Origin of the sequence: Paracoccus halophilus (assembly GCF_000763905.1) — a bacterium.
GTDB classification, from domain to species: domain Bacteria; phylum Pseudomonadota; class Alphaproteobacteria; order Rhodobacterales; family Rhodobacteraceae; genus Paracoccus; species Paracoccus halophilus.
Genome location: NZ_JRKN01000015.1, coordinates 71,265 through 88,253 on the forward strand (window position 1 = coordinate 71,265; position 16,989 = coordinate 88,253).

Below are 16,989 nucleotides of genomic sequence, written 5' to 3' on the forward strand. Positions count from 1 at the left end.
CAGAATTCACAAAACTCGCAGGCGTTACAGAGCGCCGGAGGGCAGGCCGTGCTGCTGGCCCAGGCGCTCAATATCGCCCGCGAAGGGATCATCGATCCCGAAGCCACCGGATCCAAGACGCCGCATCGAGAACCGCTGAGTCCGGCCAAAAGACTGGGCCGGATAGAATTCGCCTTCGCCCAGTCGGTCCTGCTGTCCGAAATGCTGGACAGCCTGACCATCGCGCCCGAGCCAGATCAGAATCCGCTCAGCCATATCAAGGTTCTGGCCCGTGACGGCGGCAATGAAACGACGATTCTGAAGCTCAACCAACCGTCGGACGGGGATTTCGCCGAGGAACTGAAGCTGATCCTGGGCTATGCCACGCTGCGGCCCGAACGCCTGCCCGAGATCGAGGTGCAGACCGCGGATCTGATCAGCTTCTATGCCTCGATCCTGCCGATCCAGCCGGCACGGGCAAAGATGATCAACTATCTGCTGGAGCTTGGTCTCAATCTGGCGACGGCGATCGTGCAGCGCGTCAAGCTGGCCTTCGACGCGCCGCGCCCCGATGTGCTGAGCGATCAGGTGCAGCCGATGATCGACATGCCGCTGCATGGCAGCTATCCCAGCGGGCACGCCACGCAGGCCTTTACCCTGGCCATGCTGCTGACCATCCTGACACGCAAGAGAGAGGCGCATTCCGCCCGGATCAAGCCCGACAGCCAGCTGTTCCGGATGGCGGCGCGGATCGCGGCGAACCGGACCGTGGCCGGGGTGCACTTCCCCTCGGACAGCGTGTCGGGCGCGCTGCTGGGGATCACGCTGGCGCGCTGGATCGCCATCCGGGCCGGGGCGGTGAACCAGGACTGCCCCAGTTATGATTTCGACGCCCGGCTCTGGGGCGACCAAGCGCCGGGCGGCAACCGCGACTTCTATCTGGCCCGCCTGTGCGATGTTCTGAACGATGGCCATCCCTGCCTGCAGATCGGGGCAGCGGTGACTGGCCCGGTCTCGCCGGTGGTGAAAGGGGTCTGGGACATGGCGCGCGAGGAATGGGGGCAAAGATGGAGCTGAAACCCGAACCCGCAACCGGAAGGGAGGATCTGATATGGGAACCCGCCGCCAGCGAGGAGACACGCCGTTTCGGACCGGACACGGTGCCGATCGTGGATTATCTGCTGAATCCGCCCGAGGGCCATCCGAAGGTCGGCAACGGCAACAAGGGCGAGCGGGGGGCTGCGCTGCAGGCGCTGATCGATTCGGCGTTCCGGGAATGATTGTCCAGCGCACCTTCGACGCCTATGGCGAACTGGTCGAGCGGCTCGGCCTGTTCGCGCCGCCCGATGACGAGCGGCCGATGGATCTGGGCACGCATGAGGGGCTGCTCTCGCCGCAGGCGATTCCCGCCGATCCCGCCGCATGCTGCATTGTCGGCGTGATCGATCACGCGATTCCCTTTGCGCATCGCCTGCTGACCTGCGCCTCGGGCCATTCGCGCGTCGCCTCGGTCTGGATGCAAGACGCGCCGACGGTCAGGCGGCGTCCAGATATCGCCTTCGGCCAGGATCTGCACGGGACCGAGATCGATTTCCTGCGCGGCCTGGGCGGAAGCGGCAGGAAACGCAGTGCCGAGGAGATCTATCGCCTGCTGGGCCTGATCGACCCGGCGCGCAGGAATGGCCGCTGGTTCCTGCATCAATACAGCCATGGCGCCGCTGTCGCGGGAATGGCGGCCGGCTTCGACCCCGGCGACGCGCGCGGCCTTGCCCATCCGCTGATCGGGGTCAGCCTGCCGGACTGGGCGCTGGAACAGACCTCGGGCAGTTCCATGCCCTATCTGATCCAGGCCTCGGTCATCTATATCATCAGCCGCGCCCGGATGCTGGTGCAGCAGTTCTCGCAGGCGGCGGGGCGCGAATTGCGGCTGCCGCTGGTGATCAATATCTCGCTCGGGGTGACGGCCGGCCCGCGTGACGGAACCTCGCTGATCGAGATGTTGCAGGATTCGATCTCGCTGGATCCGCCGCCCGGGCTGGGCCCGGTGCATTTCGTGCTGTCGATCGGCAACACGCGGCAAGAGCGGCTGAACGCGGTGATGAAACAGGGCGACAAGATCGCCTGGCAGATCCTGCCCGACGATTTTACCGCAAGCGAATGCCAGTTCTGGAGCCAGCCGCACGCGCCGGGCCAGGATGCGATCCGGCTGCGCCTGACCCTGCCTGACGGGCGCAGGGTCGTCAGCCGCTTCGACCCGCCGGAACCCGGCAGGGCGCAGCTTGCCCGCATCCGCGACCGTCATGGCCATGAGCTGGCCCGGCTGGTGCTGCAGGGGCGGGCGGAACAAGGCGGCCGGATGCGCCAATCCCTGTCGGTGATCGTGCCGCCCAGCGTGCCGCCCCGACCGTCGCCCGGACAGCCACCCGTGCCGGGCAGGCCAACGACGGCGCCGCCCGGGCAATGGAAGCTGAAGCTGGCCGGCGGGCCGCCGGGCGATTGCGATGTCGTGATCCAGCGCGACGACCGGCTGCCGGGATTTCCGCCGGCGGGACGGCAGTCCTATCTGGACGATCCCGATTACACGATATGGCTGCCCGATGGACAATGGCCGGGGCCGGACCCGGTGCCCGCCGATGCAATGATCCGGCGCAACGGCACCTGCAATGCCTATGCCTGGGGCGATAGGCAGATCCGCTGCGGCGCCGCGCTTGGATCGACCAAGGAAAAATTGGCCCGCTTCTCGCCCTACAGTTCGCTGCTTCGGGACGGAATGGCGGGCGATCTGGTGGCGCCGGGCGATTGCGGCATGGCCCGGCGCGGGGTGCTCGCGCCGGGGATGACCGACGGGGCGATGCAGCTTGTCAGCGGCACCAGCATCGCCACGCCCCAGCTGACGCGCTGGCTGGCCGGGCAGCTTGCCGCTGGTGCCGGCTTCGCCACCCGCGATCAGGTGATCGCCGCCGCCCGCGCGGCACGCCCCGGCTGGCCCGACCCGCCGCGCGTGGACCCGGAACTGCCCTGGCAGATCCGCGAATAATCGGCGCGGGCGCAGCGGATCATTGCCAGCCCGCTGTGCCTGCGCTATCGGGGCGTCGAAGCCAAGAATGCGGAGCCCCGATCATGACCCAGCAGAAAAGCGGCCTCTCCTATGCCGAGGCCGGAGTGGATATCGACGCGGGCAATGCGCTGGTCGAGCGCATCAAGCCGGCCGCCGCCGCCACCCGCCGCCCCGGCGTGATGGAGGGGCTGGGCGGTTTCGGTGCCCTGTTCGATCCGCGCGCGGCGGGTTACAGCGACCCGGTTCTGGTCGCCGCGACCGATGGCGTGGGCACCAAGCTGCGCATCGGTATCGACACGGGCGAGCTGGACGGGGTGGGCATCGATCTGGTCGCCATGTGCGTGAACGATCTGGTCTGCCAGGGCGCCGAGCCGCTGTTCTTTCTGGATTACTTCGCCACCGGCAAGCTGTCGGTCGATGCCGCCGCCTGCGTCATCAACGGCATCGCCGAGGGGTGCCGGCGCTCGGGCTGTGCCCTGATCGGCGGTGAGACCGCCGAGATGCCGGGCATGTATGGCAAGGGCGATTTCGACCTGGCCGGCTTTGCCGTCGGCGCGATGGAGCGCGGCGCTGCCCTGCCGGCCGGCGTGGCCGAGGGGGACGTGCTGCTGGGGCTCGCCTCGGACGGGGTTCATTCCAACGGCTTTTCGCTGGTGCGCAAGGTCGCCGAACATGCCGGGCTGGACTGGAGCGCGCCCGCGCCCTTCGGCTCTGGCACGCTGGGGCAGGCGCTGCTGGTCCCGACGCGGCTTTATGTCAGGCCGGTGCTCGCCGCGATCCGCGCGGGCGGCGTCCATGCGGCGGCCCATATCACCGGCGGCGGCATTACCGAGAACCTGCCGCGCGTCCTGCCCGACGGGCTTGGCGCCGCGGTCGATCTGGACGGCTTCACCCTGCCGCCGGTCTTTGACTGGCTGGCGCAGGCGGGCGATATCGCGGATTCCGAGATGCTCAAGACCTTCAACTCGGGCATCGGCATGATCCTCGTGGTCGCGGCCGAGCGGGCCGAGGCGCTGGCCGCGCTGCTGGGCGAACAGGGCGAAACCGTGATCCGTCTCGGCCATGTGGTGGCGGGCAAGGGCGTGGGCTATAGCGGCCGGCTGCGTTGAAGCGCGTCGCGATCCTGATCTCGGGCGGCGGCTCGAACATGGTCAGGCTGATCGAGTCGATGACCGGGGATCATCCCGCGCGGCCGGTGATCGTGGGATCGAACGATCCGCAGGCCGGCGGGCTGGAGAAGGCCCGGGCATTGGGCGTGCCGGCATTCGCCGTCGACCACCGCGCCTATAAGGGGGACCGCGTCGCCTTCGAGGCCGCGCTGCTCGAACCGCTCCTGGCGGCAGAACCCGACATCCTCTGCCTCGCCGGCTTCATGCGCGTCCTGACACCGGGCTTCGTGGCCCGTTTCAAGGGCAGGATGCTGAACATCCATCCCTCGCTCTTGCCGAAATACCCCGGCCTGCATACGCATCAACGCGCGTTGGAGGCGGGCGATGCCGAAGCCGGCGCGACGGTTCATCTGGTCACGCCCGAGCTTGATGCCGGTCCGGTCCTCGGCCAGGTCCGCGTTCCTGTGATGCCGGATGATACGGCCGAAACCCTTGCCGCCCGTGTGCTGGTCGAGGAGCACCGCCTCTACCCCGCGGTGCTGCGCCGTTTCGCTGCCGGAGATCCGAGGCCGGTCATGCTCGACCGGCGCTAGGGTCGAAACCCAGCTGATCCGTTGATTTCTTTCGGCCCCTGCGATCCACGTTCAAAAAAATTGCGCAGGGGTTGATCAGTTGCGGCTGAGTTTGGCTTTCTGAACCGTCACGGGTTAACCGGAGAGTTTGTGCTTCTGATCATCCCCCAGTGAAGTGGTCCGCGGTTATACTTAGGAAACGAAGGATCGAAGATGGGAACAAAGCGACCGAAACCGAAGAGATTGTGCCGAAGCTGCGGCAGGTTGAGATTCTGATGGGACAAGAGTTGTCGCGTCTGGATGCGATCAGACGGATCGGGGTTGTCGAACAGACCTAGGACTGCCGGCACCAAAAGTATGGTGGGATGAGCGTGGATCAATTGAAGAAACTGAAGCGCCTGCAGCAGGAGAATGACCGGCTTCGACGCGCGGTGTCGGACCTGACGCTGGAGAGGCTTATTCTGACCGAGGCTGCAAAGAGAAATTTCTGAGCCCGTCGCGGCGCGGGACCTGCGTTGATCATGCTCGTGATGGGTTGGGTGTGTCCGGACGTCGGGCGTGCCGGATGCTGCGTCAGCATCGGTCCATGCAGCGCCGACGGCCGAGAGGCCGGAGGCGGTGTCGTCGCAGACATGGCCGAACTGGCAAGGCGGTACGGCCCCTATGGCCATCGCCGGAGTTGCCATCGGAGCGCCATTGGTCCGAGCGACAATGGCGACGCGCTGTTACGGGCGGCGGTTCCGGGCGCCGAATGTGCTGGATGACGTCACGCGGGCATGTCTGGCGGCAAGCCCGGAATGATAGTCTTGGACGATGGTACGGAACTGACCTCGAACGCGATCCTGACGGGTTGCGGCGAGAACAGGATCGAATGGCACCACATCGCACCGGGCAAACCCGTGCAGAACGCGTCGCAGGTTCTCTCGGACCGGTGGCGTTCACCTGCTCCCTGTCGAAAGCTTCAACCGACGCATGCGGGGCGAGTTTTTTGAATGAGACGCTGTTTCGAAATCTCGCCCATATCCGCGAACTGACGGCGGCTTGGGTCACAGATTGCAGCACCGCGCGGCCACGCGCGGCCCTCGGCTAACAGACACCCGCAGGCTTCGCCCTGCGCCTGACCGCCGCAATCGCCCGACCCGCGGCGCGAAATGCGCACTTGGCTTCTCCGGGGCTCGTTGATCATCACTCGGTTCATGTGGCTCAGCAACACGAGCCCACCAGAAATCCGATGACCACAGAAAGCTACACCACGCCTTGGGACGTCATCCCTGATGATGCGACATGCTGGATCGCTCGCCGCATATCGCGCATCTCGGATTTGTGCGGACGAGCCGGTTGCGGCCCGGAAGCAGCGCGATCGCTAGCGACCTTTCCCTATCGGTCAAATCGCGTGAATGACCGTCCGCATTATTTCCGGGTGATCGCCGTTCGGTTTCGCAAACGAACGGACTCACGCCCGGCTGAAATCACCCGACCAGTTTCGGATCAGCCTCTTAGACGACCACGGCGGCGCCCTCGGTCGCGGCGCTGACATGGGCGCGGAAAGCGGCGAAAAGCTCGCGGCCGAGGCCTTCGCTTGAGGCGGCGCTGTCGTGGCGGGCCGGCTCGCGCGTGTCGAATCCATCGGTCAGGCAGTCCAGCGTACCCGCGGGCGCATCCAGCCGCAGAATGTCGCCATCGCGGAGACGGGCCAGCGGGCCGCCATTCGCGGCCTCGGGCGAGATATGGATCGCCGCCGGCACCTTGCCCGAGGCGCCCGACATGCGCCCGTCGGTGACCAGTGCCACCCGCAGCCCGCGATCCTGCAGCACCGCCAGCGTCGGCGTGAGCGAATGCAGCTCGGGCATGCCATTGGCGCTTGGCCCCTGAAAGCGGACGACGACGATGGTGTCCTGGTTGAACTCACCGGCCTTGAAGGCGGCTTTGACCTCTTCCTGATCGGCAAAGATCCGGGCCGGGGCCTCGATCACATGGCGCTCGGGCGCGACGGCCGAGACCTTGATGACGCCGCGGCCCAGATTTCCGGCCAGCTGCTTCAGTCCGCCGGTCGCGGCAAAGGGGTCGCGGGCCGGGCGCAGGATCTTGTCGTTCAGGGTTTCGCGGGCGCCCGCGACCCATTCGACACGACCATTCTGCAGCTTGGGTTCGGTGACATATTGCTCGAGCCCGCCGCCGGCGATGGTGCGCACATCCTCGTGCAGCAGCCCGGCTTCGAGCAATTGCCCGATCATGAAGCCAAGCCCGCCGGCCGCGTGGAAATGGTTCACATCGGCCAGCCCGTTCGGATAGACCCGCGCCATCAGCGGCACGTTTTCCGACAGGTCGTGGAAATCCTCGAGGTCCAGGATCACCCCGGCGGCGCGCGCCATGGCCGGCAGATGCAGGACCAGATTGGTCGAGCCGCCGGTGGCCATCAGCCCGACGATGCCATTGACGAAGGCGCGTTCGTCCAGCACCTCGCCGGCGGGCAGGTATTCGTTGCCCAGCCGGGTGATCGCGGCGGCGCGCTGCACGGCGGCCGTGGTCAGCGCCTCGCGCAGCGGCGTATTCGGGTTCACGAAGCTCGATCCCGGCAGATGCAGGCCCATGAACTCCATCAGCATCTGGTTGGTGTTGGCGGTGCCGTAGAATGTGCAGGTGCCCGGCGCGTGATAGCTGGCCATCTCGGCCGCCATCAGCGCCTCGCGCCCCACCTCTCCGGTCGCGAATTGCTGGCGGATCCGGGATTTCTCATCATTCGGCAGGCCCGAGGGCATGGGCCCCGCCGGCACGAATACCGCCGGGATATGGCCAAAGGTCGCGGCGGCGATGATCAGCCCCGGCACGATCTTGTCGCAGACCCCCAGATACATGGCAGCGTCGAACACGTCATGCGACAGCGCCACGCCCGAAGCGAGCGCGATCACATCGCGCGAGAACAGCGACAGCTCCATCCCCGGGCGGCCCTGCGTGACCCCGTCGCACATGGCCGGAACCCCGCCTGCGACCTGCGCCGTGGCGCCCGCGGCATGGGCCGCCTTGCGGATCAGGTCGGGGAAATGCTCATAGGGCTGATGCGCCGACAGCATGTCGTTATAGGCCGTGACGATGCCGATATTCGGCTTGCGCGTCGTGGCCAGATCCTGCTTGTCGGGCATGGCGGCATAGGCATGGGCCTGATTGCCGCAGGACAGGTGGGCGCGGCGCGGCCCGTCCTCGGCCAGGCGGGCGATCTTGGCCAGATAGGCGGTGCGGCTTTCGGTCGAGCGTTCGCGGATACGGTCGGTGACCCGGTCAATGGTGGCGTGCAGGCGCATGGCTGGGGTTCTCCTTTTGGCGCAAATATACGCTGTTAGCGTTAACAATGCAACGGTTGCGGCCTTGCCCGCGACGGCCTGGCATGGCAAGCCTGCCCCGTTTCGCACGAGGCCCGCCATGACCGCCGATCTGCCCATCATCCGCCTGCGCCCCAAATCCAGACCGCAGGCAATTCGCCACGGCTTTCCCTGGGTTTACGCCGATGAGCTGGTGACCGACCGGCGCACCCGCGCGCTGCAGCCGGGCAGTTTCGCCCTGCTCGAGGATGCCACGCGCCAGCCTCTGGCGCTGGTCACGGTCAACCCCGAATCGCGGATTATCGCCCGGGTGATGGACCCGGACCCGCAGGCGCGGATCGACCGCGACTGGATCGCGGCGCGGATCGCGCGCGCGCTGGCGATGCGGCAGCGGCTGTTCGACCGCCCCTTTTACCGGCTGATCCATGCCGAGGCCGACGGCCTGCCCGGCACCATCATCGACCGGTTCGGCGATGCGGCGGTGATCCAGCCCAATGCCGCCTGGGCCGAGCATATGGCGGACGAGATCGCCGATGCGCTGCGCGAGGTGACCGGCGTCGCGACGGTGATCCTGAACGGGCAGGGCCGCGCCCGCAGCCTTGAGGGGCTGGAGGAGCGGATGGAGGTTCTGTCGGGCAGTGTCAGCGCCCCGGTCGAAGTGCCGATGAACGGCGCGATCTACCTGGCCGATCTGGCGCAGGGCCAGAAGACCGGCCTGTTCTATGACCAGCGGCCGAATCATGCCTTTGCCCAGCGGCTGGCGCAGGGCGCGCGCGTGCTGGACGTGTTTTCGCATGTCGGCGGTTTTGGCCTGGCGGCGCTGGCTGCCGGGGCCGAGCATGCGACCTGCGTCGATGGCTCGGCCCCGGCGCTGGAACTGGCGCAGGGCGGCGCCCGCGCCATGGGGGTCGCCGCGCGGCTGACCACCCGTCAGGGCGACGCCTTCGCGCAGATGGAGGCGCTGGCGGCCGAGGGCGCGGAATTCGATCTGGTGATCTGCGACCCGCCCGCCTTCGCGCCCTCGAAACAGGCGCTTGAGGCGGGCCTGCGCGCCTATGAGCGCGTGGCAAGGCTGGCCGCGCCGCTGGTGGCGCCCGGCGGCTATCTGGGGCTGTGTTCCTGCAGCCATGCCGCCGATCTGACCGCGTTCCGCAATGCCAGCGCGCGCGGCATCGGGCGCGGCGGGCGGCGCATGCAGCTGATCCATACCGGGCAGGCCGGCCCGGACCACCCCACGTTGCCGCAGCTGGCCGAAACCGGCTATCTCAAGGCGCTGTTCTTCCGGCTGGACGGATGAGGGCGGTTCTGGACGCCTGCGTCCTCTACCCGACGGTGCTGCGCGAGATTCTGGCCGATGCGGCGGGGGCGGGCCTTTACCGGCCACTCTGGTCGCGGCGCATTCTGGACGAATGGCGCCATGCCGCGCAGCGCGACGGGCGCGATGCCGGGGTCGAGATCGCGCTGCTGCAGGACCGCTTTCCGCAGGCGATGGTGCAGGGGGTGGCGGATGCCTCGGGCATTGATCTGCCCGATCCCGCCGACCGCCATGTGGTCGAGGCCGCGCTGGCCGGCGGGGCTGCCGTCATCGTCACCGCCAATCTGCGCGATTTTCCGCGCGGGGCGATGGGCGCGGTCGGCCTGCAGGCGATTCACCCCGATGAGTTCCTGCGCGATCTGTTCCTGCGCGCGCCCGACCCGATCCTGACGGCCATTGCCGCCACGCTGACCCGCGCCCGGGCGGCCGGCGGTGACATGACACAGCGCGAGCTGATGCGCCGCGCAAGATTGCCGCGACTGGCCAAGGCGATTGCCCGCCTTGCCGCGCCGGAGATCCCGGCCAGCCCCGGCCCGGGGGTGGGTGAGGCGGCTGAAATTCCCCGCGACAAGGACGGCAAGGCTTGATGTTATCGCTAACATACATTAGTGGCGAACACAGCCACGAGGAGTCAGCCATGGTTTCACGCACCATTCCGGTCGAGGATTTTGATCTGGTGATCTTCGGCGCCACCGGCGATCTGGCGCGCCGCAAGATCGTGCCGGGCCTCTATCGCCGTTTCGTCGCAGGCCAGATGCCCGCCAGCGCCCAGATCATCGGCGCCGCCCGCACCCGGCAGGACGAGAGCGCCTTTCGCGCGGACATGCGCGGCGCCATCGCCGAATTCGTCGGCCGTGACGAGGACGAGGCCCAGCTTGACGCCTTTCTCGCCACCTTGCGCTATGTCCCGATCGACGCGCGCGGCACCGATGGCTGGCCGGAACTCAGCGCGCATATGCGCCCCGGTGTGGTCCATGCCTTCTATTTCTCGGTCGCGCCCTCGCTCTTTGGCGATATCGCGGAACGGCTGGCCTCGCACGGGATCGCGGATGCCGACAGCCGCATCGTGGTGGAAAAGCCCTTTGGCCGCGATCTGGTCACGGCGCGCGCGCTCAACGCGACGCTGGCGCAGCATTTCGCGGAAAACCAGATCTACCGGATCGACCATTATCTGGGCAAGGAGACCGTCCAGAACCTGATGGCCGTGCGTTTCGCCAATATCCTGTTCGAACCGCTGTGGAACGCGCAATATGTCGATCACGTCCAGATCACCGTGGCCGAGACGGTCGGCGTCGGCGGGCGCGGCGAATATTACGACCATTCCGGCGCCATCCGCGACATGGTGCAGAACCACATGATGCAGCTTCTGTGCCTGATCGCGATGGAGCCGCCCTATCACTTCGACCCCGATGCCGTGCGCGACGAGAAACTGAAGGTGATCCGCGCGCTTGAGCCGCTGGACGCAGACGATATCGTGCGCGGCCAGTATCAGGACGGGCCGGACGGTCCCGGCTATCTGCAGGATGTCGAAAACCCGCTGTCGCGCACCGAAAGCTTTGTCGCGCTCAAGGCCCATATCGCCAACTGGCGCTGGACCGGCACGCCCTTCTACCTGCGCACCGGCAAGCGCCTGCGCGCCCGCACCAGCGAAATCGTGATCACCTTCCGCGAACCGCCGCATTCGATCTTTGACGATGGCGGCACGCCCAAGGCCAACCAGATGGTCATCAAGCTGCAGCCCAACGAGGGCATGAACATGACGGTGATGATCAAGGAACCCGGCCCGGGCGGCATGCGGCTGGTCCAGGTGCCGCTGGACATGAGCTTCGCCGACGCGCTCGGCTCGAACGGGACCGATATGCCGGACGCATATGAACGGCTGATCATGGACGTGATCCGTGGTAACCAGACGCTGTTCATGCGTGGTGACGAGCTCGAGGCGGCCTGGGCCTGGACCGATCCGATCATCGCGGCATGGGATGCGGGAACCCGCCTGCCCGAGCCCTATGACCCGGGTTCCAGCGGCCCCGAGGAAGCGCTGCGCCTGTTGCATCGCGACAACCGGCGCTGGAGGGAGATACGAGCATGAGCCTGGAATTCGTCGAATATCCCGATCGCGAGATGCTGAACCTGTCGCTGGCCGACAAGCTTGCCGGGCAATTGTCCCAGGCTCTGCGCGTCCACGACAGCGTCAGCCTCTGCCTGCCGGGCGGGACCACGCCGGCGCCGGTCTATGACATGCTCTCGGGCAGCGAGTTGCAATGGCCCCGGGTCACGATCTTCCTGAACGACGAACGCTGGGTCGATGGCGAGCATCGCCGCTCGAACGGCCGGCTGCTGCGCCGCCACCTGCTGCGCGACAAGGCGGCGGCGGCGCGCTATATCGACCTTTATACCGGCGACGAGACGCCCGAACAGGCCGTTCCGGCGCTGACCGAGGCGATTTCTCCGCACCTTCCGATCACCGTTCTGCTGCTGGGCATGGGCACCGACATGCATACCGCGAGCCTGTTTCCCAAGGCGTCGGAAACGGTGCGCGCCCTGGCTTCGGACGCGCCGCCGGTCATGGCGATCAACAGCGTCAAGGACGAGCCGCGCATCACCCTGACCGCGCCCGCCCTGCGCAAGGCGCTGAACACGCATCTGCTGATCACCGGCGCCGACAAGCGCGAGGCGCTGGAACGCGCGCAGGGCCTCGATCCGACCGAGGCGCCGATCCGCGAATTTCTGGGCGACATCACCGTACATTGGGCCGAGTGACATGACCGATATCTGGACCAGGCTGAAAGACCACCGCAACGCACAGGGCGATCTGCGGATCGAGACGCTGTTCGCCGAGGATCCCGACCGCGCCGCCGCCTATGCGACCAGCGACGGCGGGCTGGTGTTCGACTGGTCCAAGACCCTGATCGATGCCGGTGCCCGCGCGCTGCTGCTGGAACTCGCCCGACCGGTGGCGGCCCGTCGTGACGCCATGTTCGCGGGCGCGCGGATCAACGAAACCGAGAACCGCGCCGTGCTGCATACCGCGCTGCGCAACCTTGACGGCAAGGTCATGGTCGATGGCCGGGACGTGATGCCGGCGGTGCGCGCGACCCATGAGCGCATGCGCGATTTCGCGACCGCGCTGCGCGATGGCGGTTTCACGGGGCAGGGCGGGCGCATCACCGATGTGGTCAATATCGGCATCGGCGGCTCGGATCTGGGTCCGGCCATGGCCACGCGCGCGCTGTCGCCGTTCCATGACGGCCCCCGGGTGCATTTCGTCTCGAACGTGGATGGGGCCGATATCGCTGATGTGCTGCGCGGCCTCGACCCGGCGACGACGCTGGTCATCGTTGCCTCCAAGACCTTCACCACCATCGAGACGATGACCAATGCCGAAACCGCCCGCAAATGGATGGCGCGGCAGGTGACCGATCCGGCGGCGCAGTTCGCGGCGCTTTCCTCTGCGCAGGACAGGACGGCTGAATGGGGCATCGACGCCGCCCGCGTCTTCGGCTTCGAGGACTGGGTGGGCGGGCGCTATTCGCTGTGGGGGCCGATCGGGCTGTCGCTGATGATCGCCATCGGACCCGATCTGTTCGACAGCTTCCTGGCCGGCGGCGCTGCCATGGACCGCCATTTCCGCGACGCCCCGGCCGAGCGCAACCTGCCGATCCTGCTGGCGCTGGCGGGCATCTGGCACCACCAGATCTGCGGCCATGCCACCCGGGCCGTGCTGCCCTATGACAACCGTCTGGCGCGGCTGCCCGCCTATCTGCAGCAGCTGGAAATGGAATCGAACGGCAAGCGCGTGGCGATGGACGGGCGCGAACTCGACCTGCCCTCGGGCCCGGTGGTCTGGGGCGAGCCGGGAACCAACGGTCAGCACGCCTTCTACCAGCTGATCCATCAGGGTACGGCGGTGGTGCCCTGCGAATTCATCCTTGCCGCGCGCGGCCATGAACCCGATCTCGCCCATCAGCACCTGCTGCTGATCGCCAATTGCCTCGCCCAATCCGAGGCCCTGATGCGCGGCCGCTCACTGGACGAGGCCCGCGCCCTGATGCGGGCCAAGGGACTGACCGGGGACGAACTCGAACGCCAGGCCTGCCACCGCGTCTTTCCCGGCAACCGCCCCTCGACCACGCTGCTGATCGGGCAACTGACCCCCTACACCCTGGGGCAGATCGTCGCGCTTTACGAACATCGGGTCTTTGTCGAGGGCGCGATCCTGGGCATCAACAGCTTCGACCAATGGGGCGTCGAACTGGGCAAGGAACTGGCCTTGCAGGTGGCGCCGCTGCTGGCGGGCGAGCCGGCCCCCGGCCACGATCCCTCGACCCTCAATCTGGCCCGGCTGGTGCGGGAACTGCGCGGCTGAGCGGGTTTCTTCTTCATCCAAATATCCATGGGACGCAGCCGCTGGCGCCGTGCTGCGCCGTTTATCCCCCGCGCCGCGGCGCCAACCGCCCGCGCGGCGGCGTCAGAACCACTGGCCGGGTTCCAGCAGGCCGAAATCCATCAACTGCTGGGAATTCCAGCGGAACGGGTGCGAATTTCGCCAGGAAAAGCTCTGGATATGCGCGCGCGAGCCGGGGTTGCGCGCCAGCGCCTTGGCGACCCGGAACGAGGCGATGGCAGCCGTCAGGTTGTGATGCCAGGGACAGGAATAGGTGTTGTATTCCTCGTCGTTGAAACGGTGATCGGGCAGCAGCTTCAGCCCCCGGCGGGTGCGGAACAGCGCGATCCGGTCGATGCGGCGCTTGTCCATCGGGATATGTTCCTCGAATCGCCAGCGCAGCCCGCCGTGGAAATCAAGCTGGCGCTCGCGATACTGTCCGTCGCGGTCGCGCCGCCCCAGGGCGTAATAGCCGGTGCGGTCGAACATCGCCTCGTCCAGGCTGACCGCGTCGGGAAACCGCTTCAGATCGGGGGCATAAAGGTCGATCACATAGGTCAGCATGGCGCGGCGCCGTTCCTCGGCGTGAAAGGTCAGCATCTCATTGACGCTGCGGTTCTCGGAAAAAGGGTAGAACAGGAATTCGGCGTTATAGCCGTAATAGAGCCAGGTATCCGCCGGCGCCGCCCCGATGACCGCATTCACCGCCGAGACATGGGCCTGCGCGTGGCGGGAATCGTGGATCAGATTGACGATCCGGCCGTGCCTGTCCTCGGGCAGCAAATGCACCGGCAGCGGCGCGGGCGAAAGCGCCAGAACCAGCCGGAACCCGGCGTTCAGGTGATGCGTCAATGTCCGGGCAACGGCGGTCTCGTCCTCGATCAGCAGGATGGCGATGGGACCCTTGGCCAGCCGCGAGGCCGAGGTCCTCAGGAATTCTGCAAGCGTCCGGGCGGTCATTGCAGCGCCGCCCGGTATTTCACCAGCGCTTCATCCAGCCGGGCCGGGTCCAGCGCCGAGGCGTCCAGAAGCCGCAGGATATCGGCCTTGACCTCGGGCGCCATGGATTGCGAACTCTCGACGATATCGCGCATCTTGCCGATATCGACAAAGGCGGCGGTGGGCGGCGGTGCCATAGCGTTTTCCGGCGCGGGCGCGTCACCGGCAGGCGCGGCGCTGTTGGCGGCGGCGATCACCGCCTCGGCTGCGGCCTCGGCCTGATCGGCGGGCGAAGCCGGGCCTTCGGGCGCCGCCTTCCGCAGCGCGCCCTCGGCGATCACCCTGGCCCCGTCCGGCAGGGACAAGCCGCCTTGCTGCCAATACCAGGCGGCAAGAATGCCCGAGGTCAGCGCGAGGCTCAGGACAAGGGGTTTCTTCATCGTGCACTCCGGGGGCAGGGCGGCAGGATCGGGGCGTATATGCCATGTCGCGGCCGGCGGGGAAAGCGTCGCTGCACCGCCCTCGCGGGTTAATGAACGGGCCCGCCACAACCTGGGCGCGAATCGGCGCCGATGCGCCGCGGCGCGGCCCGATGGCATGCGAATCCGGTTGAAAATCCGCCGCCGCATCACTATTTAACCGCGCAAACCCCCGGCAATGCAAGGAAGACAGCCATAGCCCGCAGACCGCATAATGCTCCGCCCACCCGTGACACTGGCCCCCGCGTGAACGAACGCATCCGGGTCGCAGAGATCCGCCTGATCGGCCCCGAAGGCGAAAATGTCGGTGTCGTGTCGCCCGCCCGCGGAATGGAGCTTGCGCAGGAGGCCGGGCTGGACCTTGTCGAGATCTCGCCCAACGCGGCGCCGCCGGTCTGCAAGATCATGGACCTTGGCAAGTTCAAGTACGAACAGCAGAAGCGCGAAGCCGAGGCCCGCAAGAAGCAGAAGACCATCGACATCAAGGAAATCAAGTTCCGTCCCGGGACCGACACCCATGATTACGATGTCAAGATGCGCTCGGTGATGAAATTCCTCGAGGCTGGCGACAAGGTCAAGATCACGCTGCGTTTCCGTGGCCGCGAGATGGCTCACCAGCAGCTGGGGCTTGAGCTTCTGAACCGCGTGGCCGGCGATGTCGGCGAGGCGGGCAAGGTTGAAGCCATGCCCAAGCTGGAAGGGCGCCAGATGGTCATGATGATCGCCCCCCGCTAGGGGCGATCCGTTTCCAGATCAGCGGGACAGGGGACATGGCCGGCGAAGTCACGATTCTGGTTCAGCGCGAACCGGGTGCCGATCCGGCGCTGCCCCTGCCCGAATACCAGACCTCGGGCGCGGCCGGCGCGGATCTGCGCGCCGATCTGGGCGGCGGCGAAATGCTGCTGGAACCCGGCCAGATACGGCTTGTTCCCACCGGCCTGCGCGTGCAAATCCCCGACGGCTACGAAATGCAGATCCGGCCCCGCTCCAGCCTGGCGCTGAAACACGGGCTGGGCCTGGTCAATTCGCCCGGCACCATCGACAGCGACTATCGCGGCCCGCTGGGCGTCATCATGATCAACATGGGCGGCAAGTCCTACACCATCGGGCATGGCGAGCGCATCGCCCAGGCGGTGATCGCGCCGGTCATCCGCGCGCGCTACGCGATGGCCGTGGCGCTGGACCAGACCGCGCGCGGCGAGGGTGGTTTCGGCTCGACCGGGCGGGGATGATGCCCGTCCTCGTCTTTATCGTCGTTCTGATCGTCGCGACGCAGTCACTTTGGCTGATCGCCTATCTGGGGTTTCTGCTCTGGCTGGCATGGCTGGGGGTCCGGGGCTGGCGGATGGCGGCGGCAGCCGCGGCTATATGGGCTTTGGTGACGCTGGGCGTGATGATCGCGCCCGACAGCAGCTTTGCGGCGCTGATCGGCTGGCCGGATCGCGGGCTGATCTTTGCCTTCCTGTGCATCGCGGCCCTGTTCGGTTCTTCGCACCTGCTTGACATGGCCCGGCAGCGCGGGATGCGCCTGCCGCAGGATGCGCCGGGCCTGGTGCCCGTGCCGGCAGCACCCACGGCCGAGGCCGCCGCTCCCGATACCCCCGGTGACGAGGAACTGACCCGCTATGCGCGCCATATCGTCTTGCGCGAACTGGGCGGCCCGGGGCAGGCGGCGCTGCGCCGCGCGCGGGTGCTGGTGGTCGGCGCGGGCGGGGCGCGCGATCCCTATGGCTCGCGCCGCGAGGTCGATATCTGCGACGCCAAGGCCGATGCCGAGGCGATCCTGCAAGCCGTCGGCGCGCCGGCAAAATCGCAGATCAACCGCAAGCTGGACGGC

General features: G+C 67.2%; 15 protein-coding genes and 3 pseudogenes. 15 read left to right on the forward strand and 3 right to left on the reverse strand.

Annotated features, from left to right (window positions below; all coding sequences use genetic code 11):
* Positions 1 to 48: 48 nt before the first annotated feature.
* From IT41_RS19475 to IT41_RS21605, 7 genes and pseudogenes are all read left to right on the forward strand, one after another.
* Entirely contained in the window at positions 49 to 1,056 is a 1,008-nt protein-coding gene (locus tag IT41_RS19475; protein WP_052081466.1) for a phosphatase PAP2 family protein, read from the forward strand.
* Complete coding sequence (locus IT41_RS21305; protein WP_036741507.1) at positions 1,047 to 1,259, forward strand: hypothetical protein; 213 nt, start codon at positions 1,047 to 1,049, stop codon at positions 1,257 to 1,259. Before IT41_RS19475 ends, IT41_RS21305 begins: the two co-directional genes overlap by 10 nt.
* Complete coding sequence (locus IT41_RS11760; protein WP_036741509.1) at positions 1,256 to 3,016, forward strand: S8 family serine peptidase; 1,761 nt, start codon at positions 1,256 to 1,258, stop codon at positions 3,014 to 3,016. Before IT41_RS21305 ends, IT41_RS11760 begins: the two co-directional genes overlap by 4 nt.
* A gap of 83 nt (positions 3,017 to 3,099) precedes the next feature.
* Positions 3,100 to 4,146 (forward strand): phosphoribosylformylglycinamidine cyclo-ligase, encoded by a 1,047-nt coding sequence (purM, locus tag IT41_RS11765; protein WP_036741511.1) that lies wholly within the window; start codon positions 3,100 to 3,102, stop codon positions 4,144 to 4,146.
* The gene (gene purN / locus IT41_RS11770) at positions 4,143 to 4,739 is read left to right on the forward strand and encodes a phosphoribosylglycinamide formyltransferase (protein WP_036741513.1); all 597 of its coding nucleotides are present in this window, start codon (positions 4,143 to 4,145) and stop codon (positions 4,737 to 4,739) included. The genes purM and purN overlap by 4 nt, the downstream gene beginning before the upstream one ends.
* 192 nt (positions 4,740 to 4,931) lie before the next feature.
* Positions 4,932 to 5,395: pseudogene (locus IT41_RS21600) on the forward strand (transposase family protein); the annotation flags it as partial.
* 52 nt (positions 5,396 to 5,447) lie between these two features.
* Positions 5,448 to 5,805 (forward strand): annotated as a pseudogene (locus IT41_RS21605) (integrase core domain-containing protein); the annotation flags it as partial.
* Between the two features lie 409 nt (positions 5,806 to 6,214).
* On the opposite strand, the gene edd reads toward IT41_RS21605, so the two are convergent.
* Positions 6,215 to 8,017 carry a phosphogluconate dehydratase gene (edd, locus tag IT41_RS11780; RefSeq protein ID WP_036741514.1) on the reverse strand — a complete coding sequence of 601 codons (1,803 nt, stop codon included), beginning with the start codon at positions 8,015 to 8,017 and terminating at the stop codon, positions 6,215 to 6,217.
* 118 nt (positions 8,018 to 8,135) lie between these two features.
* Here edd and IT41_RS11785 point away from each other — a divergent pair, with 118 nt between their 5' ends.
* Genes IT41_RS11785 through pgi form a run of 5 tightly spaced genes read left to right on the forward strand, consistent with a single transcriptional unit; the run spans position 8,136 to position 13,716 of the window.
* Positions 8,136 to 9,332, forward strand: coding sequence for an RSP_2647 family RNA methyltransferase (locus IT41_RS11785; protein WP_036741517.1), 1,197 nt, complete (start codon positions 8,136 to 8,138; stop codon positions 9,330 to 9,332).
* Positions 9,329 to 9,937 (forward strand): RSP_2648 family PIN domain-containing protein, encoded by a 609-nt coding sequence (locus tag IT41_RS11790; protein ID WP_036741520.1) that lies wholly within the window; start codon positions 9,329 to 9,331, stop codon positions 9,935 to 9,937. Before IT41_RS11785 ends, IT41_RS11790 begins: the two co-directional genes overlap by 4 nt.
* Before the next feature lie 50 nt (positions 9,938 to 9,987).
* Positions 9,988 to 11,439, forward strand: coding sequence for a glucose-6-phosphate dehydrogenase (gene zwf, locus IT41_RS11795; protein WP_036741521.1), 1,452 nt, complete (start codon positions 9,988 to 9,990; stop codon positions 11,437 to 11,439).
* A complete protein-coding gene (gene pgl / locus IT41_RS11800) occupies positions 11,436 to 12,110 on the forward strand; it encodes a 6-phosphogluconolactonase (RefSeq protein WP_036741523.1) in 675 nt (224 codons plus the stop codon). Before zwf ends, pgl begins: the two co-directional genes overlap by 4 nt.
* Before the next feature lies 1 nt (position 12,111).
* Positions 12,112 to 13,716, forward strand: a complete 1,605-nt coding sequence (gene pgi / locus IT41_RS11805; RefSeq protein WP_036741526.1) for a glucose-6-phosphate isomerase — start codon at positions 12,112 to 12,114, stop codon at positions 13,714 to 13,716.
* Between the two features lie 102 nt (positions 13,717 to 13,818).
* Here the strand turns inward: pgi and IT41_RS11810 are convergent, their stop codons facing one another.
* Positions 13,819 to 14,694, reverse strand: a complete 876-nt coding sequence (locus IT41_RS11810) for a glycosyltransferase family 2 protein (protein WP_036741529.1) — start codon at positions 14,692 to 14,694, stop codon at positions 13,819 to 13,821.
* The gene (locus IT41_RS11815; protein WP_036741532.1) at positions 14,691 to 15,113 is read right to left on the reverse strand and encodes a hypothetical protein; all 423 of its coding nucleotides are present in this window, start codon (positions 15,111 to 15,113) and stop codon (positions 14,691 to 14,693) included. Before IT41_RS11815 ends, IT41_RS11810 begins: the two co-directional genes overlap by 4 nt.
* A gap of 285 nt (positions 15,114 to 15,398) precedes the next feature.
* Here IT41_RS11815 and infC point away from each other — a divergent pair, with 285 nt between their 5' ends.
* The 3 genes and pseudogenes from infC to IT41_RS21310 form a co-directional block, all read left to right on the forward strand.
* Positions 15,399 to 15,887, forward strand: coding sequence for a translation initiation factor IF-3 (gene infC, locus IT41_RS11820; protein ID WP_231564738.1), 489 nt, complete (start codon positions 15,399 to 15,401; stop codon positions 15,885 to 15,887).
* 35 nt (positions 15,888 to 15,922) lie between these two features.
* Positions 15,923 to 16,384 carry a dUTP diphosphatase gene (dut, locus tag IT41_RS11825; RefSeq protein WP_036741534.1) on the forward strand — a complete coding sequence of 154 codons (462 nt, stop codon included), beginning with the start codon at positions 15,923 to 15,925 and terminating at the stop codon, positions 16,382 to 16,384.
* Positions 16,384 to 16,989: pseudogene (locus IT41_RS21310) on the forward strand (hypothetical protein); the annotation flags it as partial. The gene dut and the pseudogene IT41_RS21310, both read left to right, overlap by 1 nt.

Coding starts and splice junctions, on each gene's coding strand:
- IT41_RS11785 (WP_036741517.1), top strand. CDS start 8,136: ATGACCGCCGATCTGCCCATCATCCGCCTGCGCCCCAAATCCAGACCG.
- IT41_RS11810 (WP_036741529.1), bottom strand. CDS start 14,694: ATGACCGCCCGGACGCTTGCAGAATTCCTGAGGACCTCGGCCTCGCGG.
- pgl (WP_036741523.1), top strand. CDS start 11,436: ATGAGCCTGGAATTCGTCGAATATCCCGATCGCGAGATGCTGAACCTG.
- IT41_RS11760 (WP_036741509.1), top strand. CDS start 1,256: ATGATTGTCCAGCGCACCTTCGACGCCTATGGCGAACTGGTCGAGCGG.
- pgi (WP_036741526.1), top strand. CDS start 12,112: ATGACCGATATCTGGACCAGGCTGAAAGACCACCGCAACGCACAGGGC.
- IT41_RS11790 (WP_036741520.1), top strand. CDS start 9,329: ATGAGGGCGGTTCTGGACGCCTGCGTCCTCTACCCGACGGTGCTGCGC.
- purM (WP_036741511.1), top strand. CDS start 3,100: ATGACCCAGCAGAAAAGCGGCCTCTCCTATGCCGAGGCCGGAGTGGAT.
- IT41_RS21305 (WP_036741507.1), top strand. CDS start 1,047: ATGGAGCTGAAACCCGAACCCGCAACCGGAAGGGAGGATCTGATATGG.
- IT41_RS11815 (WP_036741532.1), bottom strand. CDS start 15,113: ATGAAGAAACCCCTTGTCCTGAGCCTCGCGCTGACCTCGGGCATTCTT.
- dut (WP_036741534.1), top strand. CDS start 15,923: ATGGCCGGCGAAGTCACGATTCTGGTTCAGCGCGAACCGGGTGCCGAT.
- edd (WP_036741514.1), bottom strand. CDS start 8,017: ATGCGCCTGCACGCCACCATTGACCGGGTCACCGACCGTATCCGCGAA.
- zwf (WP_036741521.1), top strand. CDS start 9,988: ATGGTTTCACGCACCATTCCGGTCGAGGATTTTGATCTGGTGATCTTC.